This is a genomic window from Streptomyces sp. NPDC008137 (assembly GCF_042957035.1).
Taxonomy (GTDB): domain Bacteria; phylum Actinomycetota; class Actinomycetes; order Streptomycetales; family Streptomycetaceae; genus Streptomyces.
Genome location: NZ_JBIBHN010000006.1, coordinates 288,844 through 309,635 on the forward strand (window position 1 = coordinate 288,844; position 20,792 = coordinate 309,635).

A 20,792-nucleotide genomic window follows, 5' to 3' on the forward strand; every position below is an offset into this window, starting at 1 on the left:
TTCCAGCGTCTTGGGGTCAGCGGTGGGCGGCGAGCGTGTCGCGTCCGGCGGCGATGATGCCGCGGGCGCGGGGGAAATCGCGCAGTTGCTCCTCCAGCAGGTCCAGGGCCGGCAGCAAGGAGTGAGCCGGGACGCGGCGGGCGGTCAGGATCTCACCGGTCCAGGTGAGGAAGTGGGTGAAGAGTTCCTCGTCGTCCACGTACAGCGCCGCGGCCAGGAACTCCACGATGTGGGCGAGGTCTTCGGCGGTGCGTTCGCGCTGGTCGTCGTCGTAGTCGCGGAGGGCGGGGAAGCGCTGTTCCAAACCCCGGAGCGTCTCGCGGACCAGGGTGCGGGAGGTCTGGGTGACCAGGGTGTACTCCTGGTCGGACAGGTGCGGCAGGTCGTCGCCCGCCCGGTGGGGTGCCCGGGGCCGGGGCAGGGGGCCGGCGGCGAGCCGGTCGGCGGCCGCGCGTGCTTCGGGCGCCCAGGCGTCGGCGCCCAGTTGACGGGCGTAGCGGCCGTCGGTGCCGAAGGCGAGGCCGCCGACCATGACCGGTGTGCCGACGGCCTGGACGGCGGTGATCGCGGCGTGCGCCATCGGCAGGCGCGTGGAGAGGGCGGCCGACAGGCACACCGCGTCCGCGCCGGTGCGGTGGATGTGGCTGACCAGGTGGGCGGTGGGCACCTGGGCGCCGAGGTAGCCGACCTGCCAGCCGCGCAGCCGCAGCGTCTCGGCGAGCAGGCGAGCGGGCAGCGCGTGCCACTCCTTGTCCACGCAGGCGACGGTCACCCGGCCCTGGAACGTGGCGGGGCGGTCGGCGGACAGGGCGGCGATGACGCGGTCGTTGATGGCGGTGGCGGCGTGTTCCTCGGCGACGCTCATGCGGTTGGCGGCCCACTCGATGCCCACCTTGTGCTGGACCGCGCCGACGACCTCCAGCAGCACCGTCTCCGCGTCCAGCCCGTTCTCCAACGCGTCGCCGACGACGTCGAGGGCGGTGTACTCGTCCGCCGCCCGGACACTGGTCCAGAGCTTGCCGGCCCATGCCTCGGCCCGCTCGTCGCGCCGCGGGGAGGCGAGCCGGGCGCCGACGCGGTGCCGTACGGGCTCGTCGTCGCGGTCCGGGGCGGGGGTGGTCGTCATGCCGTGTACCTGCCAGGAGTCGTGCCGTCCACGGCACTGAGGTGCGCGCCCCGGGGTGCGGTGATGGCGAGGACGGCGATGTCGTCGTGGCGCCCGTCGCCGATCCAGGCGTCGGCCAGCATCTGGATCCGCTCGACGACGGCCTCGGCGGGCATCCCGGCGCACTCGGCGAGCGCCCTCTTGAGGCGCCGCTCCCCGAACATGGCGTCCCCCAGCGGCCCGCCCCTGGCCTCGGTGACGCCGTCGGTGTACAGCAGGCACGTCTCCCCCGGGGCGAGCCGCACCTCGGCGGTACGGGAGGTGATCGTCGGCAGCGCGCCGATCAGGGTGCCGCCGGTGTCGGCCTCCTCCACCGTGCCGTCCCGGCGCACGATCAGCGGTGCGGGGTGGCCGGCGGAGGTCACCCGCAGCACGATGTCGCGCTCCTCCCGGCGGGTGGAGGCGAGCACGAGTGTGGCGAAGCGGATGCTGCCGCTGCCCCGCAGGGCGTTGTTCAGCAGCCGCAGCAGCCTGGCGTGGTCGTCGGCCATGGGCAGCAGGGCCTGCACCGTGTTGCGGATCTTGCCCGTGATCACGGCGGCTTCCAGGCCCTTGCCCGCGACGTCGCCCAGGACGGCGAGGGTCTCGGGGCAGTCCTCGCTCGGCGGGTGGACGTCGTAGAAGTCCCCGCCGATGCGGTCGGTGTCGACGCTGGCCCGGTAGCCGCCGGCGAACTCCACGCCCTCGACCTGACGCAGTGAGGGGGGAAGGAGCTCCCGCATGAGGATGTCGGTGATGGTGTTCTGCTCGGCGTAGAGCCAGGCGGCCGACATCGCCGCGCCGGCCCGGGCGGCGAAGAGTCCGGCGGACGCCTCCTCCGACTCGCTGAAGCACCTCTCCTGCTCCCGGCGCAGCAGCACCAAGGCGCCGGCCGCGACTCCGTGGCCCGGCAGCGGTGTGATCACCAGTGAACCGACCTCACCGAACCCTTCGGGAATCAGCCAGTCGGCCGCCGCGGCGGGGTCTATCCAGCGTGAGGGCACCGGGGGGAAGCCGCGCAGCGCCTCGGCCAGTCCTGGCACCGTCTCGGCCTGGGCGGGGACCGTGGTCCGCGTGATGCGGCCCTCGTGGTCGCAGACGACCGCGGGCAGTTTCCTGGCCCTGGCGGGCGCGATGACCAGCGCGGCATCGGCCAGGTGTTCGGCGGCCAGACGCGCGGTGATCTCCATGCACCGGTCCAGGTTCAGCGACGCGAGCAGGGCCGTCGAGGCTTCGGTGAGGAACCTCGCACGCTCGCGCTCGGCCTCCAGCTCTTCCGTGACCGACCGGTAGGCGGTCTCTTCCACCAGCCACCACGCCGTGCCCGCGCCGGGAAGCACGGACGGGTGTGCGGAGAAGAAGCGACTGCCCACCATGCCGGTGGCCGGGGCGGCGCCGGGAGCACGATGTACGGCGGCGAGCCAGTCGGGCGACGTCAGAGGCTGCCCGGTGCGGGCGTCGGGCAGGAGAGCGGACGCCGCGTCGTTGAGCTCCACCACCTGCCCAGCGTCGTCCACGACCACCACCGGGTACGGGGCGGCGGCCGCGGTCACCACGCTCGTGGCGCCGGTGCGGGAGCGATCCGCTGACGTCATGAACCGGGGCCCGGTACCCGGGCCCTCACCTCACACGACGAAACGTTGTCATCGGGCAAACATCCCTCACGTGTGGGCATCTCTGCAACCGCCCGCCATGCGACCTCCTTCCAGGTCCACATTTTCTTCACCGACGGCAGCGACACACGCAGCTGCGGGTTGTCCGCGGTCTCCCCCGGGATTGTCCGTGCTCGGTAACGGACGGATCCCGTGGCCGCCGCCGCTCGTCATGCCAGTTGGTCGCACGGTGACCGGGCATCGGTGAGGAACTTCGGGAGAGCGGGGCGGACATGGCGCGGCACGGCGGCGGGCGGGGCTGGTACGGCAAGGTGCTCGGGGCGGCGCTCGGGGTGACGATGCTCGCCACCGGCGCGTCGGTGTGGACCGCGCAGGCCGGTGCCACGGACGGCTCGTCGCCGAAGGCGAGCGCGTCGGCCGCGCCCGGCGGCGCCGTCGAGCCGGTGGCGGCGGACATCGCGCACGCCTCGGACAAGGGAGCGCGCGGCGTCAACATCACCATCGACGACGGCCCCGACCCCGTGTGGACCCCTGAAGTGCTCGACGTGCTGCGGGAGTACGGGGTGAAGGCCACGTTCTGCATGGTGGGGACGCAGGCACAGGCCCACCCCGGCCTCGTGAGGAAGGTGGTCGCGGCCGGGCACCGGCTGTGCGACCACTCGGTCTCGCACGACACCACCATGGACAAGAAGTCCCAGGCCTACCAGTCGCGCCAGATCCTCGACGCCGAACGCATGATCACCAAGGCGTCCGGGGGCGTACGGCCGATGTACTACCGGGCGCCCGGCGGTGCCTTCACCCCCTACAGCCGCAAGCTCGCCGCCTCCCGGGGCATGCGCCCGCTGGGCTGGAACGTCGACTCCAAGGACTTCGAGCGGCCGGGCACGGACGCCATGGTCGCCACCGTCGAGCGGGAGCTGCCGAACGGGCCGACGATCCTCTTCCACGACGCGGGCGGCGAACGTTCCCAGACCGTCGAGGCCCTGCGCCGGATTCTCCCCTGGCTCAAGGAGCAGGGTTACTCCTGCGGCTTCCCGGTGCGCTGATATTCGGGTCGTTGTGGATGAGGGTGTAACGCGACAGGGCTCACAGGACGCAGGGATAGGCAGAAGCGGGGCGACGAACCGGTTTGCATTTCGGTGTCCGGGGCGGACGTGCCGACAGGACAACACGTCAGATCGGATTCCTTGTGAGCAACATCGACCCGGCTCCCGGATATCAGACGTACCACCAGCCCACAGGCCCGGAGCGCCCCGTACGCCAGCAGGCCGGCGCCCGGCGCGCGGCCCTGATGATCTGCACGATCGCCGACATCGCCGCGGGTTTCCTCGGCCTCTGGATCCTGCTGTTCCTGCTCGACGCGAACCAGGCGAATGTGTTCGTCGAGTTCGTACGCGGAACGGCGGACTTGCTGGCCTTTTGGTCGCAGGACATTTTCACCATGGACACAGAAGGCCTACGCGTCATCCTCAATTACGGTCTCCCGGCCGTCATGTATTTGCTGATCGGTCACGGAATCGCCGCACGGCTCAACCGGGCCTGACGGCATATGGGGCGTCCCGACCGCCGACCCGGTGAGCACGGCACGGAAGTCGGCGGCCTCGGGCGGCTCAGCCGGCGGCCTTGGCGATGATGCGAGTCATCTCCTCCTGCCCGAAGGCCCGCAGGGTCGTGGTGCGGACGTTGCCCACCCCGCCGAGCTGCAGGAGAGCCGCGGTGGCGGTCTCGTCGTCGGGCGCCTCGACCACGGCCATGAGGTCGTACGGGCCGACGGTCCAGTAGAGGGTCAGAAGCTTCGCGCCGAGCTTCTGGACCCCCGCGGCGAAGGCCTCGGCGCGCTTCGCCGTGTCCTTGTAGTTCCGGATCCCTTGATCGGTCCAGTTCAGCAGCGTGACATACGTCGGCATGATCGTTTCGCCTTCGAGAGGGAACACATCGTGCTACCGATTCTGGACGGAAGCCATGAAACATGCTCAATATGCGCACCCGAAATGAGTAATATGAGCGTGGCCCTCTCGTTCAGGTGATTTTCGTCAAGTAAGCCACTTCGCTGGACTTACCATCCCGTCTCGTGACAGACAGGCAGACCCGGAGCACGACCGACATGGTCGCCCTCGGGGCCGGACCGGCCGGGCTGGGGCTCGCCGTCGCCGAGGTTGTGACCGAGGTCGGATCCGGGCTGAACGGGAAGCGGCGAAAGCTGCACCGTGTTCTGTCGGACCCGGCCGTTGTCGTCATCGTGGTGGAGCATCGCGACCGGCTGGCCCGCTTCGGCGTCGAGTATCTGGAATCGGCGTTGTCGGCTTCCGGCCGGCGCCTGGTGGTGCTCGATCCGCAGGAGACGAGCAGCGACCTGGTCCGGGACATCACCGAAGTCCTCACCTCGATGTGCGCCCGGTTGTACGGGCAGCGGGCGGCGAAGAACCGTGCCGCCCGCGCTATCGCCGAGGCCACCGCCCCGGCGGCGGAGACGACCGGATGAGCGGGGCGGAGCCGGCCGGGAGCGGGAAGGAGAAGCGCCGGGGGTTCGAGGCGCGGCCCGGCTTCCACGTTGTGGGCCACAGGCTCGCCCTCGACCCCAACGTGTCCGCCCTGCGGGCTCTGGCCTCGCATTGTGGGGCGGCGCGGGTCGCCTACAACTGGGCGGTGCGGCATGTACTGGCGAGTTGGTCGCAGCGTGCGGCGGAGGAAAACCACGGCGTCCCCGAAGCAGAGCGCGTTCCGTGGCGGTCGTGGTCGCTGCCGTCGTTGCGGAAGGCGTTCAACGAGGCCAAACACACCGAGACCCGCACCGCCCGGACCCGCAAGGGGACGGGCACGCGGGCGGCTGGCGCAACACCCCGCCAGGGGACGGAAACGAGAGATCGTCGACAGGGCACCAGACGCGAGCAACTCGCACTCTGGTGACACCGTCACGAACCTTCCGGGCGGAAACGCCCGGAATGCTGTGAGTCACTGAGACTCAAAGCAACGGCCGTTCGGGAGTCGTTCGGCGCGAGTTGCCGGCAACTCGCCTCCACGATCGCCCGTTCGAGGGACCGTTGACCTTGTCCGGGGTGCTCAACGGCCGTCCTGGCGGCGGAGAGGCCACTATGAGTGCAAGCAGCAACGAGGACCAGGAGGTACCGCAATGACTGTGGCTCCAACTCGCTCTGTACTGTCCATCGCCCGCCCGCGGGACTGGGCGTCCCTGCTCATCGTCATCGTGATCGTCTATGCGCCCGCGGCGCAGATCCAGGACGTCCTGACCGGTCTGATCGCTCTCTCGGCGGTGCTCGTCTCGGGTTCGGCGGTGCGGGCCTTGTCGGTGCCACAGCCGCGGACGGCCATCTGAGGGCGGGCCGGGCTCGAATCGGCGCCGAAGCAGCGGGCCGGACCACTCAGTGGTCCGGCCCTTTCCCGTGGTTTTCCCGGTGCTCAGCCCGAGAAGGGGACAGCGTCGGCGGGGGACGTGTGCCAACTGGTGACGATCGGCTTGTCGACGATGTAGGAATCGACCTTCAGGGACTCCGGGTTCGGGTCGTCGTTGGAGACGGAGACGATGAGGCTGTCCAGTTCCTTGCCGCCGTCCTCCTTGGTGGTCTTCGGGTTGACGCCGGCGTAGGCGGTGACGCCCGCGCGCAGGGTGATCGGCTGACCCGCGGACTGTTCCGCCGGCGCGGCCTCCGTGCCGTCCGAGCCGAAGGCGACGACCGGCAGTTCGGCGGGGAGGACGCAGGTGATGCCGGACTTGGCCTGGGCCTTGATCAGGAAGTAGCCGCCGGCCTGGGACTCGGAGGTCACGCTCCAGGAGATGTCGTTGGTGCCACAGCTCTGCCCGTAGCCCTTCTTGTCTCCGGACGCGCCGCTGCCGGACGCGTCGCCGCCGCCCGTACCGGACTTGTCCGACGAGGCGCTGCCCGCGGCCCCGCCGCCGGAGGACTTCGAGGTGCCGGAACCGCTGCTGTCGCCGTCGCCGGCCGCCGTCGTGCTCGACTGGCTGGAGGACGCCGCCGGGGAGTCCGACGCCGACGACTCGTCACCGCCCCCGCACGCGGTCATCAGCAGGCCCGAGCCGATCACGGCGGTCACGGCGAGGGCGGTGCGCAGACGACGGTTCATCGCGGAAATCCTCCAAGGAACGACAAATGCGGGACACCAAGTGATCGGTACCGCGCGTTTACGATCATCAAGACGGTCGCTCCGCGGTGCCGGTTCACGCCGTCTCCTGTCCCGGACATCGCTGTCACGCGCCCGTGACACAGCCTCAGCCGCGGCGGCGTGCGGACTCCGGATCGCTCAGTTCGGCCGTGAACTGGGCGCCGGCCAGCAGCGCCAGGTTGGACAGCCACAGCCAGACGAGGAAGACCACGACGCCGGCGAGGGAGCCGTACAGCCTGCTGTAGGTGCTCAGCGCGGAGGCGTAGAGGGCGAAGCCCGCGGAGACGGTGAGCCACAGGGCTGCGGCCAGGGCTCCGCCGGGGAGGCTGTGGCCGCGGGTGCGGGCCGCCCTGGGGCCGGTGTGGAAGACGATGACGACCAGCAGGGCCACCACGCACAGCAGCAGGGGCCAGCGCAGCAGGCTCCAGGTCCACGCGGCCATCGCGCCGAGGCCGAGATAGCGGCCGATGCTCTCGGCGGCGGGGCCGCTCAGCAGCAGGACGAGGGAACCGAGGACGAGCAGACCGAGCAGGGCGAGCGCGGTGAGCAGGATGCGGTGCGCCTTGCGCCAGGGCGAGCGGCTGTCGGCCACCCGGTGCATACGGTGCAGGGCCCGGCGGAAGACGGCGAGGTAGCTGGAGGCGGACCACAGCGCGCTCACGATGCCGCCGAACAGCAGGGTCCAGACGGCCGAACCGTCGTGCAGGGTGCGGGACAGCACGTCGTGCAGCGGGGCACCCGACTGGCCGGGCGCGTAGGCGGTGACGTGCGCGATGAATGCCTCGGCCGTGCCCGGGCTGATCAGGCCGAACGCGATCGCCGTGACCAGCAGGGCGGGCAGCACGGCCAGGATCGCGTAGTAGGTGAGGGCGGCGGCGAAGTCCGACACGTCGTCGTTCCACATCGACACCGGGGTGCGGCGCAGGGCAGCCGCCCAGGGCCGGTCGCCCGGGCGCGGGGCGGTGCCGGCGGCAGGGTCGTGGGCTGCCGGGGAGTGCGGTTCAGCGGACATGGAGGGCCTGCCGTGCGGACGTGCTGAGGCGGACGTGGGTACGGCCACTGTAGGCGGCCGGGGTGACGGGGTGGTGTCGTGCCTCGGGGTTGAGCTGCTCTTACGCGGAGGGCGGGGCGTCGCGCCGGTGGTGCCCTGCCCTCCGCGAGCGGGGCGTCGCGCCGGCGGTGCCCTGCCCTCCGCGAGCGGGGCGTCGCGGCCGTCCCCGAGGGCGACCGGCCGGGTGACGCCCGGGCCGTGGATGCGCAGCCGCCCTTCCGTCGCGTCCGCCTTTGGCACGACGAATGCGGTGTCCATGCGGTAGCCGGGCTACGCGCGGGAGGCGACCGCGTCCCGGCCGCGTGAGCCGCCCAGGACCGGCCCCGGCGCACCGGCCCCGGCGGACGCGGCAGCGGCAGCGGCAGCGGACGCCGCGATCACGAACCCGCGACGCTCCAGGCGACCGGAAAGGGGCGGGTCGGTCCCGGTCCGAGGGCGGATCCGCTCCGGATTCCAGGGCCGCTCCGGCATCCGTACGGCGTCCGCGCCCGGAAGTACCTGGTAGCGGGACGGTGCGGTCCGCTCGCGCGGTGGTTCCGGATGACGCGCGGGTCCACGTCGGAGTCCGGGCCCGTCCGTGCCCGTGGCCATGTCCGTGTCCGTGTCCGTGTCCGTGTCCGTGTCCGACCAGGAGGAGAGGCGATGTCACAGGTGCCGGGGAACGCTGTCCGGGAGCGGCGGCGTACGGCCGTGATCGGCAGCGGGGTGGCGGGGCTGGCCGCCGCGTACGTGCTCGCCCGGGCGCGTCACGTCACGCTGTTCGAGGCCGACGACCGGCTCGGCGGGCACGCCCACACCCACGAACTGGCCTCGCGCGGCGGCGCGACGTACCGCGTCGACTCCGGCTTCATCGTGCACAACCGCCGCACCTACCCGAACCTCCTGCGCCTCTTCGGCGAACTCGGCGTCGCCACGCAGGAGTCGGAGATGAGCATGTCGGTGCGGTGCGAGGGCTGCGGTCTGGAGTACGCCGGGGCCCGCGGCCCCGGCGGGCTGTTCGCCCGGCCCCGCAACGCCCTGCGCGGGGCCTATCTGCGGATGCTCACGGAGGTGCCCGCCTTCCACCGGGCCGCGCGGCGCCACCTCGCGCGCGGGGCGGAGGAGCGGGCCCTCACTCTCGGGGAGTTCCTGGACCATGAGGGCTTCTCGCCATACTTCCGCACCCACTTCATGACCCCGCTCGTGTCGGCGGTGTGGTCCTGCGACGCCGGTATCGCCCAGCGCTACCCGGCCGCCTACCTGTTCCGCTTCCTGGAGCACCACGGGCTGCTCTCGGTGAGCGGTTCCCCGACGTGGCGCACCGTCACCGGCGGCTCCCGCGCGTACGTCGAGCGGGTGGCCGCCCGGCTGGACGAGGTGCGCCTCGCGGCTCCGGTCCGGGCCCTGCGGCGGCATCCCGACGGCGTCAGCCTCACCACGGCCGACGGCACCACACGGTCGTACGACTCGGTGGTCCTCGCGACCCACCCCGACCAGGCCCTGCGGCTGCTGGCCGATGCCACGCCGGAGGAGAAGGAGGTGCTCGGCGCCTTCCGGTACTCCCGCAACAGCGCGCTCCTGCACACCGACACCCGGCTGCTGCCGCGTGCGCGCGGGGCGCGGGCGTCGTGGAACTACCTGATGCCGTCGTGCGGGGCGGGCGCCGACCGGGTGCGGGTCAGCTACGACATGAACCGGCTGCAGCGGCTCGACGCCCCCGAGACGTTCGTCGTCACCCTCGGCGGCGAGGACCGTGTCGATCCCGGCCTGGTGCGGGCCCGCAGTGTCTACGAACACCCCGTCTACACCCCGGAGTCGGTGGCCGCACAGCAGCGGCTGCCCGAACTGAGCGGCCCCGTCACGGCGTTCGCCGGCGCCTATCACGGCTGGGGTTTCCATGAGGACGGCTGCCGGTCCGGGGTGGCGGCCGCCGCGGCGCTGGGGGTGCGATGGTGACGGCGCCCGCGCTCATACCCGTACCGGTGCGGACCCCCGCCCTCTACCGCTGCGTGATCGCCCACGTGCGCACCGCGCCTCTGCGGTACGCCCTGCGCCACCGCACCTACATGTGGCTCGTCGACCCCGACCGGCTCCCGGAACTTCCGTACGTACTGCGTCCGTTGGCGCGCTTCGAGTCGCGCGACCACTTCTTCGGGGAGCACGCCTCCATCCGCGCGGGACTGGACGCCTTCCTGGCCGGCCACGGGGTGCGGCTGGACGGCGGCCGGGTCGTGATGCTCACCCACGCACGGGTCTTCGGGTACGTCTTCAACCCGCTCACCGTCTACTGGTGCCACGGCCCCGACGGCACCCTGCGCTGTGTCGTCGCCGAGGTCCACAACACCTACGGCGAGCGGCACTGCTATCTGCTGCGCCCCGACGCCTCGGGGACGGCGGAGGTGGGCAAGGAGTTCTACGTCTCGCCGTTCTTCCCCGTCGACGGCCGCTACCGCATGCGGCTGCCCGCCCCCGGCGACCGGCTCGACCTCACCGTGCACCTGGAGCGGGAGGGCGGCAGGCCCTTCACCGCGACCGTGCGCGGGGCACGTCACGAAGCCCGTACGGGAACGCTGCTGCGGCTGGCCCTGCACCGGCCCTGGTCCACGCTCGCCGTGTCCGCGGCCATCCGTCTGCACGGCATCCGCCTGTATCTGCGCGGACTGCCCGTCCGGCCCCGGCCCGACCACCGGAACCAGCCCCGACCCGACCACGAGAACAGGGAGAACCCCGCATGACGACAGCCGAGCTCCGACCCGGCGGCACGGAGCGGACCACGGCCGTGCCCGCCGAGGCCGCCGCCTTGCCCGCCGAGGCCCCCGCCACCGCCGCCGCCGAGACCGTGGCCGTGGACGCGGCCCGCTGGCCCGACGTGGCCCGGCCGCCGAAGGCCTCCCGGGCCCGGACCGAGATCACGGCGGCCGTCGTACGCCATGCCCTGCGGGACCTGCCGCTGTGTGTCCGCTTCCCCGACGGCACCTCGCTCGGGCAGGGCGGACCCGTGCTGGACCTCCGCGACCCTCGGGCCTTCCACGCCCGGGTGGGCAGCCACGGCCTGGTCGGCTTCGGCGAGTCGTACATGGCCGGCGAGTGGGACGCGCCCGACCTGGTCGCCGCCCTCACCGTGCTCGCGGCGCGCATGGGCGAGCTGATCCCCGCACCGCTGCAACGGCTGCGCGGACTGTGGGCGCCTCGCCGGCCGGACGTCCAGCGCAACACCCCGGGCGGCTCCCGCACCAACATCAGCAGCCACTACGACCTGTCCAACGACCTCTTCGCGCTGTTCCTCGACGACACCCTCAGCTACTCCTCGGCGCTCTTCCGCGGCTTCCCCGCCGACTGGGACCTGCTCGCCGCCGCCCAGCACCGCAAGATCGACCGGCTCCTCGACCTCGCCGGGGTGCGGGAGGGCACCCGGGTGCTGGAGATCGGCACCGGGTGGGGCGAACTGGCGATCCGCGCCGCCGCGCGCGGCGCGCACGTCACCTCGCTCACCCTCTCCCGCGAACAGGCCGCCCTGGCCCGTGAGCGCGTGGCGGCGGCCGGCCTCGCCGAGCGGGTCTCGGTGGAGCTGTGCGACTACCGCGAGGCACGCGGCACCTACGACGCCGTCCTGAGCGTGGAGATGGTCGAGGCGGTGGGCGCGGAGTTCTGGCCCGTCTACTTCCGCGTCCTCGACGAACGGCTGGCCCCCGGCGGACGCGCCGCCCTCCAGGCCATCACCATGCCCCACGAGCGGATGCTCGCCGCCCGGGACACCTTCACCTGGATCTCCAAGTACGTCTTCCCCGGCGGCCTGATCCCCTCCGTGGAGGCCGTCGCCGCGACCGTGCGCGAGCACACCCGGCTGAGCGTCACCCGCCGGGACGCCTACGGCGCCCACTACGCCGAGACCCTGCGCCTGTGGCGCGAGCGCTTCGCCGGACGCGCGGACGAGGTCGCCGCGCTCGGCTTCGACGAGACGTTCCGCCGGCTGTGGACGTTCTACCTCGCCTACTCCGAGGCCGGATTCCGCTCCGGCTACCTGGACGTGCAGCAGTACCTGCTCACCAAGGAGGCCACGCCCCGATGACTCCCCCCACCACCCTCACCCGGCCCGGCGCCGCCCACCGGCTCGTCTCCGCCGTCGAGACCGTGCTCGGCGGTCCCCTCCCGGTGCGGGTCCGCGCCTGGGACGGCAGCGAGACAGGACCGGACGGCGGCCCGGTGGTCGTCGTACGGTCCCGGCGCGCGCTGCGCCGCCTGCTCTGGCGGCCCGGCGAACTGGGCCTGGCGCAGGCGTACGTCACGGGAGAGCTCGACGTCGAGGGCGGGCTCGGCGACGGGCTGCGCGGCCTGTGGGCCGCCGCGCGGGAGCGGGGACGGCACACGCCCCGGCTGCGCGCCGCCGACCGCGTCCGGGCGGTCGGCACCGCCCTGAGCCTCGGTGCCGTCGGGCCGCCCCCGGCTCCGCCGGCCTCCCAGGCGCGGCTGCGCGGCGGCCTGCACAGCAGGGCCCGCGACCGGGCCGCGATCAGCCACCACTACGACCTGTCCAACGCGTTCTACCGGCTGCTCCTCGACGAGACGATGGCCTACTCGTGCGGCTACTGGGCGAGCGGGGCCCCCGGCTTCACCGCGGCCGACGCCCAGCGCGCCAAGCTGGAGCTGATCTGCCGCAAGCTCGGCCTGGCGCCCGGCGCCCGGCTGCTCGACGTCGGCTGCGGCTGGGGCTCGCTCACCCTGTACGCCGCCGAGCGGCACGAGGCGCGCGTCACCGCGGTGACCCTGGCCCGTGAGCAGGCGGCGTACGTCCGTGCGCGGGTGTACGAGCGAGGTCTTCAGGACCGGGTGGAGGTGGTGTGCCAGGACTACCGGGACATCACGGGCGGCGGCTACGACGCGGTCGCCTCCGTCGAGATGGGCGAGCACGTCGGGGACGCCGAGTACCCGGCCTTCGCCGCCGCCCTGCACCGGCTGGTGCGGCCGCTCGGCCGGGTGCTGGTGCAGCAGATGTCGCGCGGGCGGACGGCGCCCGGGGGCGGTGCCTTCATCGAGGCGTACATCGCGCCCGACATGCACATGCGGCCGGTGGGCGAGACGGCCGGGCTGCTGGAGGGGGCCGGTCTTGAGGTGCGGTCCGTGGAGTCGCTGCGCGAGCACTACGTGCGGACGATCGGCGCCTGGCACCGGACCCTGGAGGAACGCTGGGACGAAGTCGTGGGACTCGTCGGCGAGGAGACCGCCCGGGTGTGGCGGCTGTACCTGGTCGGCGGGGCGCTGGCCTTCGAGGAGCGGCGCATGGGAGTGGACCAGCTGCTCTGCGTACGGCCGACAGCCGAGGGGTGCGGTGGGATGCCCTCGACGCCCGAGGACTGGTACACCGGGCTGGAGGGGCCGTGAACGGATTCGCCTGGGCCGCGTTCGCGACCGGCCTCGCCTGGTCCGCCGGGGCCGCTCTCGCCGTGATGCTGGGGACCTTCGCCGTCGCCGTGCGCAAGGGCGTGCACCGGATCGTCGACGTGGCCTGGGGGCTCGGCTTCACCGCGGTGGCCGTGGCGTCCTTCGCGGCGTCGGCGGGCACCGGTGACCCCGGGCGGCGGATCCTCGTCACCGTGCTGACGGCGGTGTGGGGAATCCGCCTCGCCTGGCACATCGCCCGGCGCGGGCGCGGACACGGCGAGGACCCGCGTTACGAGGAGATGCTGGCGAAGGCTCCCGGCAACCGGAACCTTTACGCGCTGCGGGTCGTGTATCTGCTGCAGGGCGCGCTGGTGTGGCTGGTGTCGCTGCCGGTGCAGGCCGCGCAGTACATCACCGGGCCGATGACGGCGTTCGCCGCCGCGGGCGCCTGTCTGTGGGCGGCCGGCATGTTCTTCGAGGCGGTCGGGGACGCCCAGCTCGCCCGGTTCAAGGCGGATCCGGGGAACAAGGGCCGGATCATGGACCGGGGGCTGTGGCGCTACACCCGCCATCCCAACTACTTCGGGGACTTCTGCGTGTGGTGGGGCCTGTTCCTGATCGCCTGCGACGCGCCCGCCGCGGCGGCGGCCGTCCTCGTGTCGCCGGTGGTCATGAGCCTGCTGCTGACCAAGGGAAGCGGGAAGCGGCTGCTGGAACGGCACATGGCCGAGCGTCCGGGGTATGCCGCGTACGCGGCCCGGACCAGCGGCTTCTTCCCGCTGCCACCCAAGTGAGCGGCGGGCGCGGACGATCGGCCGACGCCAGGGCCCGCCGACGGGCGTGACGCCCGGCGTCACACGGGGAAGGCCATCCCCGCCACCGTCGCCGAGGTGGGCCGCTCGGAGCCGTCCGCCGGCTCGACGGTGATCCCCGTGCCCGACGCCCCGTCCACGGCACCCCGCGTCAGTACGGCCTGATCGGCGCGGCCGGGGTCCATGGGCCCGGCGGATGGCGGCCCACCCGTCCGTCCGCCGTGCCGGCTACGGATGACCCTTGAAGGGAACCCCCGGAAGGGGACATGTGAGGAGCGCCGATGACGGTTCACGATCGGGAGGGCACCCCCGGGGCGCCCGGGACGCCCGGCGCGCAGGCGGCGCTGGTGCCGCGCCGCGTCCCCGGGGCGCCGCGCGCCGCCGTGCTGTTCCTGCACGGCGGCCGGTCCGAGGGCCGGAGCCCGTCCCGGCCCTGGCATCTGGCGGCCCTGCGGATGAGGCCCTTCGTGCGGGCCGTGGCCGCCGCGCTGCCGGACGACGGGGTCTTCCTGGGCGAGGTGCGCTACCGGGTGCGCGGCTGGAACGGCGCCGAGGGCGACGCCCTGCGGGACGTCCGGCGGGCGCTCGACGAGCTCGCGCGCCGCGCCGGCGACGTCCCGGTGGTCCTGGTGGGGCACTCGATGGGGGGTCGCGCGGCCCTGCGCGCCGCGGGCGCGCCGCAGGTCCGGGCGGTGCTGGCGCTGGCGCCCTGGTGCCCGGACGGCGAGCCGGTGAGCCAGTTGCGGGACAAGGACGTCGTCGTGCTCCACGGGGACCGGGACCGCGTCACCGACCCGAGCGCGTCGGTGGCATACGTGGACCGGGCCCGCGCGGCCGGGGCCCGGGCGGACATACGACTCGTGCCGGGCGGTGACCACGCGATGCTCCGGGGCGACACGAACTGGCACCGCCTCGCGGCCTCTACCGTCGTGGGCATGCTCCCGCCCTGACTCGCCCGGCCCGGGGCCCCTTCAGGGCCGTCGCCCGGCCTCGCCCCGCCGCTCGCGCCGTCCGAAGCCGTGGATCAGGGCCACCGCCAGCGCGCTGATCAGCAGCAGCACGCTCATGTACAGGACCACCGGCCAGGGTTCTCCCCCGGCCGCCTCCAGCAGCGCGGCCGCGATGAGGGGTGCGGTGCCGCCCGCCAGCGCCGCCGCCACCTCACGGCTGAGGGCGACTCCGCTGAACCGGGTCCTGGTCGTGAACAGGTCCGCCAGGAAGCCCGCCTGGGCGCCGAGCTGGGCCCCCAGCAGCAGCCCGCTCAGGCCGAACGCGAACCACACCCATCCGGCCTCCCCGGTGTCCAGCAGCCAGAAGAAGGGGAACGCGAACGCCGCCGCGGCGACCATGGCCCAGCCGAGCACCGTCCCGCGGCCGACCGCGTCGCCCAGCGCCCCGGCCACCGGCATCGCCACCGCGCTGCACGCGAAGTAGACCAGCGCGCCGACGAGGGTGACCGTACGGGAGACGCCGAGCCGCTCCGTGAGGTAGGCGAGCGCGAACACCACCGGGATGTAGGCGGCGACGTTCGGCCCGATGCTGCTGACCACCCCGAGGACGAGGGTGCGCGGAGCCCCGCGGGCCAGCTCCACGGCGGGGGCCCGGGCGACTGCGCGCTCCCGCTTGACCTGCTCGAACATCGGGCTCTCGGCCACGCCGACGCGGATGTAGAAGCCGGTCGCCGTGACGAGGAGGGTGACCAGGAAGGGGATACGCCAGCCCCAGTCGAGGAAGTCGTCCCGGGGCAGGGCCGCCACGGCGGCGACGGCCCCGGCCGAGAGCAGCGCGCCGACCGCCGCACCCGCCGGGGGAATGGCGGCGTACCGTCCGCGACGCTCCGGCGTGGCGAACTCGGCCAGGGTCAGGGAGGCCCCCGCGTACTCGGCGCCCGCGCCGAACCCCTGGATCATCCGCAGCACGACGAGCAGCGCTGGCGCCCACGCCCCGGCGGTCGCGTACGTCGGCAGCGCGCCCATCAGGGCACTGGCCAGGCCGACGGTGACCAGCGTGATCACCAGCATCCGTCTGCGGCCCAGCCGGTCCCCGTAGTGCCCGATGACCAGCGCGCCGAGCGGCCGGACGGCGAACCCGACGGCGAACGTGGCGAAGGACGCCAGGGTCGCCGCGACCGGGTCGCCGGGCGGGAAGAACAGCCGGTTCAGGACGAGCGCGCTCATCGTGCTGAACAGGATGAAGCCGTACCACTCCAGCGCGGTGCCGATCGTCGTCGCCAGCACCACGCGCGTCAGCATGGACGGTCTCGACCCGGCCATACGCCGCATATACCGCATACGGCCACTCTCGTCGAGGGTCGCCGCGCGCCCGCCGAACCTCGCCGGGGCCGGGGGCGCATACCCGTCGGACGGACGCGGCGCCCGCCCCGGCCCTCAGGACGCCGACGCCGTCCGCTCCGGGAGCGGGTCGAGGGTGATGTGCGGGGACAGGGCGCGCAGGAAGTCGGGGGCGTCGAAGATCCGGCCGGCGGAGGCGACGCCGAGGGTGCGGGTGCGGGTGCGGCCGGTGAGGACGCGGTGGACGGCCTCCACGGCGAGGGGCGCGGTGACGGCGTAGATGTCCCGGCCGCGAGCCACGGCGCGGCGTTCGCCGTCGCCGCGCCGTACGACCACGTCGACCACGAACGTCTGGTCGGAACGGCCGTCGGCGTCGGCGGCGGTCGGCGCCGGGGTGTCGGGGGCCGAGAGGTCGCCCGCCGCCTCGGTCGCCATGTGGGTGCGCACCTCGGGGACGGAGAGGTGGCTGGGGACGGTGACGACGTCGGCCATCGTGAACTCCCCGACGACCTCCCGGGTGCCCATCGGTTCGGGGAAGGGCCACTTGAGGAGGGTCGTCTCGTCGTCGTGGTACTCCAGCCGCCCGTCCGTGTAGCGGACGCGCCGGCCGGACCGGCGCTCCCGGGAGACCGTGCCCGCGACACGGGTCCCGGGGGTGGGGTGCCAACCGCTCAGCCCATAGGCGATGTTCACCTCGTCGGCCGCCGTCCAGTCCCCCATCGCGGCGGTGGCCAGCAGGTCGCCGAGGCCGCCGTAGAACGCCATCGCGGGGACGACCACGGCTCCCGCCGCGCGGGCGCGGTCCGCGAAGTGCGTGAAGGTGTCGAGGTTGGCCTCGATCTCGGCCGCCACGTCGACGTACGGGATCCCGGCGCGCAGGGCCGCCTCGATCACGGGAGCGGCGGTCACGGCGAAGGGACCGGCGCAGTTGATCACGGCGTCCGCGCCGTCGAGGGCGCGGTCGAGCGCGGCGGGGTCGTCGACCGAGGCCGGCCGGACCTCGGGAGTGCCGGGGAGGGCTGCCGCCAGCGTCCGCAGCTTGCCGGCGTCGCGGCCGGAGAGGACGGGGACGAATCCGCGCGCCCTCAGTTCGGCCACCATGAAGCGCCCCGTGTGTCCGTACGCGCCGAACACCGTCACCGTCCGCCCCGGTCGCATCGCCGATCCCATGACTTCTCCCCCTGCTCGAATGAACCGCTTGCTCGAATGAACCGCTCGCTCGAATGAACCGCTCGAAACGATCCGCCGGCTCCGCTCGACCCGGCGTGACCATCCTGGCGAGGGCGGGCGCACCGCCGTGAGTGTCCGGAACGACGTGCCCCGTACAGTTTCGGACATGACCACTGTCGCGCTCGCCGTCACCGAGGGCATGCTGCACTTCGAACTGTCCCTGGCCTACGAGGTGTTCGGCCCGCCCCCGGCGGCCGTGACCGTCCCCTGGTACGACGTCGAGGTCTGCGGTCCGGACGCCGTGCGCGTCGGCCGGTTCCGGCTGGAGCCCGACCACGGGCTCGACCGGCTCCGGCACGCCGGCACCGTGATCGTGCCCGGCTGGGCGGACGTCGACGTGGACCCGCCCGCCGAACTCGTCGACGCGGTACGCGCGGCCCACGAGGCGGGTGCGCGCGTGGCCTCCCTGTGCACGGGCGCGTTCGTCCTGGCGGCGGCCGGGCTGCTGGACGGGCGGCGCGCGACCACGCACTGGGCCCACACCGAGGTCCTGGCCGGCCTCCATCCGCTCGTCGAGGTCGATCCGGACGTCCTCTACGTGGACAACGGCAGCGTGCTCACCTCCGCCGGCAAGGCCGCCGCGATGGATCTGTGCCTGCACCTCGTCCGCCTCGACCACGGCTCGGCGATCGCCAACGCGGTGGCCCGCCGCCTGGTCGTTCCGCCGCACCGGGCAGGCGGCCAGGCCCAGTTCGTCGCCGCCCCGGTGCCCACCCGGGACGACCATCCGCTCGCCGCGCTGCTCCCCTGGGCGCTGGAGCGCCTCGACCAGCAACTCACCGTGGAGGACCTGGCCCGCCGGGCGCGGATGAGCTCGCGCAACCTGGGCCGCCACTTCAGGGCGGCGACCGGCACCACACCCCTGCGCTGGCTGCTGACCCAACGGATCCGCCGCGCCCAGGAGTTGCTGGAGACCACCGACGACACGGTCGACGCCATCGCGACGGCCACCGGCATGGGTACCGCCACGACACTGCGCCGGCACTTCAACCGGACGGTCGGCGTGCCGCCGGACTCCTACCGCCGGACGTTCCGCTCACGCCACACGGCACCCGAGCGGTAACTGCCCCCTCACAAGCAACGCACAGGCCTTCTTCCGCCTCTTGCACAGCGCCACCCCCCAACCGAGAGGACCGCGCTGTGCGTTCACGTACTCCCATACGTCCACGTCTGATTCCGGCCGGGTCGCTGGTCCTGGCCCTCGCCGCGGCCGGATCCGTGCTGGCCGGCCCGGCCGGCTCCGCCTCCGCCGCCGAGACGCCCGGCCGTGCCGATCTGCGCGCCGACGTGAACCGCGACGGGCGGGTCGATGTCACCGGCGGCAGCGACAAGACCGGCGAGGACAGCTGGTCGGTCGGGCGCGGGGCCGTCTACCTGCCCAACATCGACGACGACACCAAGCGGTGTCCCGTCACCGGGCCGGGCGGCAGACCCCTGTCCGACGCCAAGCTGGCCGCGTGCAACGACGGCACCGACACCAAGGTCAACGGCGCCGCGGACGCCGCCGACCTCGCCCGGGTCCGTTCCGTGCCCCTGCCCGGCCTCCCCGCGAACGCCAAGGGCAGCCTGAAGATCACCACGGGCGGCAAGCACGCACACCTCTTCCTCAAGCGCGCCGGTGCCTGGGTCCTGGTGACTCCGGCGACCCGGCTGACCGCCACCGAGCTGCGGGCCGGCGTGGAGTTCGGCGTCGAGGCCACAGACGTCGTCCGGGACACCGCTAAGTGGGACGGCCGTGCGGTCGTCCGGCTGACGGTGACCTCCGGGCAAAAGTCCACCTCCGACGCCGTGACCCTGCGGGTCGCACCGCTGCTGACCCAGCACCATCTGCAGAACACCCAGCAGGTGATGGTGACCGAGGTCCAGGGCCAGGGCGAGTACAGCCGCCTCCAGCAGAAGTTCGTCGCCGAACTCGGCAAGGAGGTCAAGAAGGCCGGGGTCACCACGCCGCTGGTCAAGTTCACCAAGTACGCCGACCCCTGGGCCCAGGACTTCGTCGAACCGGCCTACGTCAACATGACCGGGCCGGACGGGCAGCCGCAGGTGATGCGCGTGATGCTGCGCTCCGCCCAGCCGGACCGGGACGCGGGCCGCGAGCTGTTCGAGAAGATCCGCGGCAGGGACACCGGCGTCGTGCAGGTGACCGACCCGGCGGAGCCCGACGACTGGTCGCTCAACTCCTTCGGGAACCTGGAGACCATTCCGCCCTACGCGCTGGGCGGGCGCTCCTTCCCGGCCGGGCGCATCATCATGGGCGAGCGCAAGGACAGCGGGGCACGCCCGTCGAAGGTGATGCGGACGATGCTCAAGTCGCAGGGCATGCAGGACCCGCTGCTGCTGGACACCTCCTGGCTGGGCGTCGGGCACGTCGACGAGTTCGTGCAGTTCCTGCCCGCCGACACCCCGCGCGGCTGGCGCATAGGCGTCGCCGACCCGAAGGCGGGCCTGAAGCTGCTGCGCGACGCCAAGCGCGACGGCCACGGCCGGACGAAGATGTTCTCCGTCCCGGGCCGCAGCGGCAGTCCCGCGCCCAAGGAGACCATCGACCAGGCGCTCGCCTCCCGGCACCTGGTGTCCGACAACGAGATGGCGGCCCGGCGCATCGCCGCCAACCTGGAGATCCTCAAGCGCGAGACGGGTGTCACCGACGCCGAGATCGTGCGCGTGCCCGCGCTGTACACCCGTGAGTCGGAGGCCTTCTCCGCCGAGGGGCAGGACGTGCCCGTGCCGCGGCTGACCCGCATGGGCGCCGCGTCCGGCCTCGTGGACAGCCTCCGGGACCGCGGCCAGCAGAAGTGGCTCGCCGAGAACCCGGCCGCCCCGCGTGCGGCGGCTCCGGCGACGGTGACGACCAGCGCGTACGTGCCCGGCGCGGTCAACGGCGTGCTCCTGGGCCGCGACCGCTACCTCGCCCCGCGCCAGTGGGGGCCCGTCATCGCCGGCAAGGACATCTTCACGGAGGCCGTCAACGCCGTCTACACGAAGGTCGGCATGAAGGTGTCGTACATCGACGACTGGTACACGTACCACCTCGGCATGGGCGAGGTGCACTGCGGCACCAACACCCTGCGCGACGCGTCGGCCGCGTGGTGGCGGCTGCCGGTGCGGTAGCGGGTCGGTCCTCGACGCGGACCCGTCCGGGCCTGCTGACCA

The 20,792-nt window shown here is 73.1% G+C and carries 20 protein-coding genes and 1 pseudogene; 12 read left to right on the forward strand and 9 right to left on the reverse strand.

Annotated features, from left to right (window positions below; all coding sequences use genetic code 11):
• Window positions 1-16 precede the first annotated feature (16 nt).
• Together ACFZBT_RS13035 and ACFZBT_RS13040 are read right to left on the reverse strand one after the other, a co-directional pair.
• Window positions 17-1,126 (reverse strand): cobalamin-dependent protein, encoded by a 1,110-nt coding sequence (locus tag ACFZBT_RS13035; protein WP_391102093.1) that lies wholly within the window; start codon window positions 1,124-1,126, stop codon window positions 17-19.
• Window positions 1,123-2,739, reverse strand: coding sequence for a SpoIIE family protein phosphatase (locus ACFZBT_RS13040; RefSeq protein WP_391102096.1), 1,617 nt, complete (start codon window positions 2,737-2,739; stop codon window positions 1,123-1,125). Before ACFZBT_RS13040 ends, ACFZBT_RS13035 begins: the two co-directional genes overlap by 4 nt.
• Before the next feature lie 290 nt (window positions 2,740-3,029).
• Between ACFZBT_RS13040 and ACFZBT_RS13045 the strand changes: the two genes are divergently transcribed.
• Together ACFZBT_RS13045 and ACFZBT_RS13050 are read left to right on the forward strand one after the other, a co-directional pair.
• Window positions 3,030-3,803 carry a polysaccharide deacetylase family protein gene (locus ACFZBT_RS13045; protein WP_391102098.1) on the forward strand — a complete coding sequence of 258 codons (774 nt, stop codon included), beginning with the start codon at window positions 3,030-3,032 and terminating at the stop codon, window positions 3,801-3,803.
• A 143-nt stretch (window positions 3,804-3,946) separates the two neighbouring features.
• The gene (locus tag ACFZBT_RS13050) at window positions 3,947-4,300 is read left to right on the forward strand and encodes a hypothetical protein (protein ID WP_391102100.1); all 354 of its coding nucleotides are present in this window, start codon (window positions 3,947-3,949) and stop codon (window positions 4,298-4,300) included.
• A gap of 67 nt (window positions 4,301-4,367) precedes the next feature.
• Here ACFZBT_RS13050 and ACFZBT_RS13055 read toward each other — a convergent pair whose 3' ends face one another.
• Window positions 4,368-4,664, reverse strand: coding sequence for a GYD domain-containing protein (locus tag ACFZBT_RS13055; protein ID WP_391102102.1), 297 nt, complete (start codon window positions 4,662-4,664; stop codon window positions 4,368-4,370).
• Window positions 4,665-4,903: 239 nt separating this feature from the next.
• On the opposite strand from ACFZBT_RS13055, the pseudogene ACFZBT_RS13060 reads away from it, so the two are divergent.
• Window positions 4,904-5,239: pseudogene (locus tag ACFZBT_RS13060) on the forward strand (IS607 family transposase); the annotation flags it as partial.
• A gap of 648 nt (window positions 5,240-5,887) precedes the next feature.
• Window positions 5,888-6,091 (forward strand): hypothetical protein, encoded by a 204-nt coding sequence (locus ACFZBT_RS13065; protein WP_391102104.1) that lies wholly within the window; start codon window positions 5,888-5,890, stop codon window positions 6,089-6,091.
• A gap of 83 nt (window positions 6,092-6,174) precedes the next feature.
• Here ACFZBT_RS13065 and ACFZBT_RS13070 read toward each other — a convergent pair whose 3' ends face one another.
• The 3 genes from ACFZBT_RS13070 to ACFZBT_RS13080 all read right to left on the reverse strand — a co-directional run bounded on the left by ACFZBT_RS13070 (window position 6,175) and on the right by ACFZBT_RS13080 (window position 8,539).
• The gene (locus ACFZBT_RS13070; protein WP_391102106.1) at window positions 6,175-6,858 is read right to left on the reverse strand and encodes a DUF4232 domain-containing protein; all 684 of its coding nucleotides are present in this window, start codon (window positions 6,856-6,858) and stop codon (window positions 6,175-6,177) included.
• Between the two features lie 145 nt (window positions 6,859-7,003).
• Window positions 7,004-7,909, reverse strand: a complete 906-nt coding sequence (locus ACFZBT_RS13075) for a YhjD/YihY/BrkB family envelope integrity protein (RefSeq protein ID WP_391102108.1) — start codon at window positions 7,907-7,909, stop codon at window positions 7,004-7,006.
• 309 nt (window positions 7,910-8,218) lie between these two features.
• Window positions 8,219-8,539 (reverse strand): hypothetical protein, encoded by a 321-nt coding sequence (locus ACFZBT_RS13080; RefSeq protein WP_391102111.1) that lies wholly within the window; start codon window positions 8,537-8,539, stop codon window positions 8,219-8,221.
• 51 nt (window positions 8,540-8,590) lie between these two features.
• On the opposite strand from ACFZBT_RS13080, the gene ACFZBT_RS13085 reads away from it, so the two are divergent.
• The 5 genes from ACFZBT_RS13085 to ACFZBT_RS13105 are packed head-to-tail and all read left to right on the forward strand — an operon-like array spanning window position 8,591 to window position 14,100.
• Window positions 8,591-9,883: an FAD-dependent oxidoreductase gene (locus tag ACFZBT_RS13085; RefSeq protein ID WP_391102113.1), complete on the forward strand. Its 1,293-nt coding sequence runs from the start codon at window positions 8,591-8,593 to the stop codon at window positions 9,881-9,883.
• Entirely contained in the window at window positions 9,877-10,662 is a 786-nt protein-coding gene (locus ACFZBT_RS13090) for a DUF1365 family protein (RefSeq protein ID WP_391102115.1), read from the forward strand. The genes ACFZBT_RS13085 and ACFZBT_RS13090 overlap by 7 nt, the downstream gene beginning before the upstream one ends.
• Window positions 10,659-11,996 carry a class I SAM-dependent methyltransferase gene (locus tag ACFZBT_RS13095; RefSeq protein ID WP_391102117.1) on the forward strand — a complete coding sequence of 446 codons (1,338 nt, stop codon included), beginning with the start codon at window positions 10,659-10,661 and terminating at the stop codon, window positions 11,994-11,996. Before ACFZBT_RS13090 ends, ACFZBT_RS13095 begins: the two co-directional genes overlap by 4 nt.
• A complete protein-coding gene (locus ACFZBT_RS13100) occupies window positions 11,993-13,306 on the forward strand; it encodes a class I SAM-dependent methyltransferase (protein WP_391102119.1) in 1,314 nt (437 codons plus the stop codon). Before ACFZBT_RS13095 ends, ACFZBT_RS13100 begins: the two co-directional genes overlap by 4 nt.
• Window positions 13,303-14,100 carry a DUF1295 domain-containing protein gene (locus tag ACFZBT_RS13105; protein WP_391102121.1) on the forward strand — a complete coding sequence of 266 codons (798 nt, stop codon included), beginning with the start codon at window positions 13,303-13,305 and terminating at the stop codon, window positions 14,098-14,100. Before ACFZBT_RS13100 ends, ACFZBT_RS13105 begins: the two co-directional genes overlap by 4 nt.
• A 59-nt stretch (window positions 14,101-14,159) precedes the next feature.
• On the opposite strand, the gene ACFZBT_RS13110 is transcribed toward ACFZBT_RS13105, so the two are convergent.
• Window positions 14,160-14,303, reverse strand: coding sequence for a hypothetical protein (locus ACFZBT_RS13110; RefSeq protein ID WP_391102123.1), 144 nt, complete (start codon window positions 14,301-14,303; stop codon window positions 14,160-14,162).
• 96 nt (window positions 14,304-14,399) lie between these two features.
• Here ACFZBT_RS13110 and ACFZBT_RS13115 point away from each other — a divergent pair, with 96 nt between their 5' ends.
• Window positions 14,400-15,068 carry an alpha/beta fold hydrolase gene (locus tag ACFZBT_RS13115; protein WP_391102125.1) on the forward strand — a complete coding sequence of 223 codons (669 nt, stop codon included), beginning with the start codon at window positions 14,400-14,402 and terminating at the stop codon, window positions 15,066-15,068.
• Window positions 15,069-15,089: 21 nt separating this feature from the next.
• On the opposite strand, the gene ACFZBT_RS13120 is transcribed toward ACFZBT_RS13115, so the two are convergent.
• Together ACFZBT_RS13120 and ACFZBT_RS13125 are read right to left on the reverse strand one after the other, a co-directional pair.
• The gene (locus ACFZBT_RS13120) at window positions 15,090-16,370 is read right to left on the reverse strand and encodes an MFS transporter (protein WP_391102128.1); all 1,281 of its coding nucleotides are present in this window, start codon (window positions 16,368-16,370) and stop codon (window positions 15,090-15,092) included.
• Window positions 16,371-16,505: 135 nt separating this feature from the next.
• On the reverse strand, window positions 16,506-17,579 hold the full coding sequence (locus ACFZBT_RS13125) for a saccharopine dehydrogenase NADP-binding domain-containing protein (RefSeq protein ID WP_391102130.1): 1,074 nt from the start codon (window positions 17,577-17,579) through the stop codon (window positions 16,506-16,508).
• Between the two features lie 166 nt (window positions 17,580-17,745).
• Between ACFZBT_RS13125 and ACFZBT_RS13130 the strand changes: the two genes are divergently transcribed.
• Together ACFZBT_RS13130 and ACFZBT_RS13135 are read left to right on the forward strand one after the other, a co-directional pair.
• Window positions 17,746-18,702, forward strand: a complete 957-nt coding sequence (locus ACFZBT_RS13130; RefSeq protein WP_391102133.1) for a helix-turn-helix domain-containing protein — start codon at window positions 17,746-17,748, stop codon at window positions 18,700-18,702.
• Between the two features lie 77 nt (window positions 18,703-18,779).
• Complete coding sequence (locus tag ACFZBT_RS13135) at window positions 18,780-20,750, forward strand: protein-arginine deiminase family protein (RefSeq protein ID WP_391102135.1); 1,971 nt, start codon at window positions 18,780-18,782, stop codon at window positions 20,748-20,750.
• Window positions 20,751-20,792: the final 42 nt, after the last annotated feature.

Excerpts from the sequence above, each read along its gene's own strand:
- ACFZBT_RS13035 (WP_391102093.1), bottom strand. The coding sequence starts at position 1,126 with ATGACGACCACCCCCGCCCCGGACCGCGACGACGAGCCCGTACGGCAC.
- ACFZBT_RS13120 (WP_391102128.1), bottom strand. The coding sequence starts at position 16,370 with ATGCTGACGCGCGTGGTGCTGGCGACGACGATCGGCACCGCGCTGGAG.
- ACFZBT_RS13080 (WP_391102111.1), bottom strand. The coding sequence starts at position 8,539 with ATGGCCACGGGCACGGACGGGCCCGGACTCCGACGTGGACCCGCGCGT.
- ACFZBT_RS13045 (WP_391102098.1), top strand. The coding sequence starts at position 3,030 with ATGGCGCGGCACGGCGGCGGGCGGGGCTGGTACGGCAAGGTGCTCGGG.
- ACFZBT_RS13095 (WP_391102117.1), top strand. The coding sequence starts at position 10,659 with ATGACGACAGCCGAGCTCCGACCCGGCGGCACGGAGCGGACCACGGCC.
- ACFZBT_RS13065 (WP_391102104.1), top strand. The coding sequence starts at position 5,888 with ATGACTGTGGCTCCAACTCGCTCTGTACTGTCCATCGCCCGCCCGCGG.
- ACFZBT_RS13100 (WP_391102119.1), top strand. The coding sequence starts at position 11,993 with ATGACTCCCCCCACCACCCTCACCCGGCCCGGCGCCGCCCACCGGCTC.
- ACFZBT_RS13125 (WP_391102130.1), bottom strand. The coding sequence starts at position 17,579 with ATGGGATCGGCGATGCGACCGGGGCGGACGGTGACGGTGTTCGGCGCG.
- ACFZBT_RS13085 (WP_391102113.1), top strand. The coding sequence starts at position 8,591 with ATGTCACAGGTGCCGGGGAACGCTGTCCGGGAGCGGCGGCGTACGGCC.
- ACFZBT_RS13115 (WP_391102125.1), top strand. The coding sequence starts at position 14,400 with ATGACGGTTCACGATCGGGAGGGCACCCCCGGGGCGCCCGGGACGCCC.
- ACFZBT_RS13070 (WP_391102106.1), bottom strand. The coding sequence starts at position 6,858 with ATGAACCGTCGTCTGCGCACCGCCCTCGCCGTGACCGCCGTGATCGGC.
- ACFZBT_RS13040 (WP_391102096.1), bottom strand. The coding sequence starts at position 2,739 with ATGACGTCAGCGGATCGCTCCCGCACCGGCGCCACGAGCGTGGTGACC.
- ACFZBT_RS13055 (WP_391102102.1), bottom strand. The coding sequence starts at position 4,664 with ATGCCGACGTATGTCACGCTGCTGAACTGGACCGATCAAGGGATCCGG.
- ACFZBT_RS13130 (WP_391102133.1), top strand. The coding sequence starts at position 17,746 with ATGACCACTGTCGCGCTCGCCGTCACCGAGGGCATGCTGCACTTCGAA.
- ACFZBT_RS13090 (WP_391102115.1), top strand. The coding sequence starts at position 9,877 with ATGGTGACGGCGCCCGCGCTCATACCCGTACCGGTGCGGACCCCCGCC.
- ACFZBT_RS13110 (WP_391102123.1), bottom strand. The coding sequence starts at position 14,303 with ATGGACCCCGGCCGCGCCGATCAGGCCGTACTGACGCGGGGTGCCGTG.
- ACFZBT_RS13075 (WP_391102108.1), bottom strand. The coding sequence starts at position 7,909 with ATGTCCGCTGAACCGCACTCCCCGGCAGCCCACGACCCTGCCGCCGGC.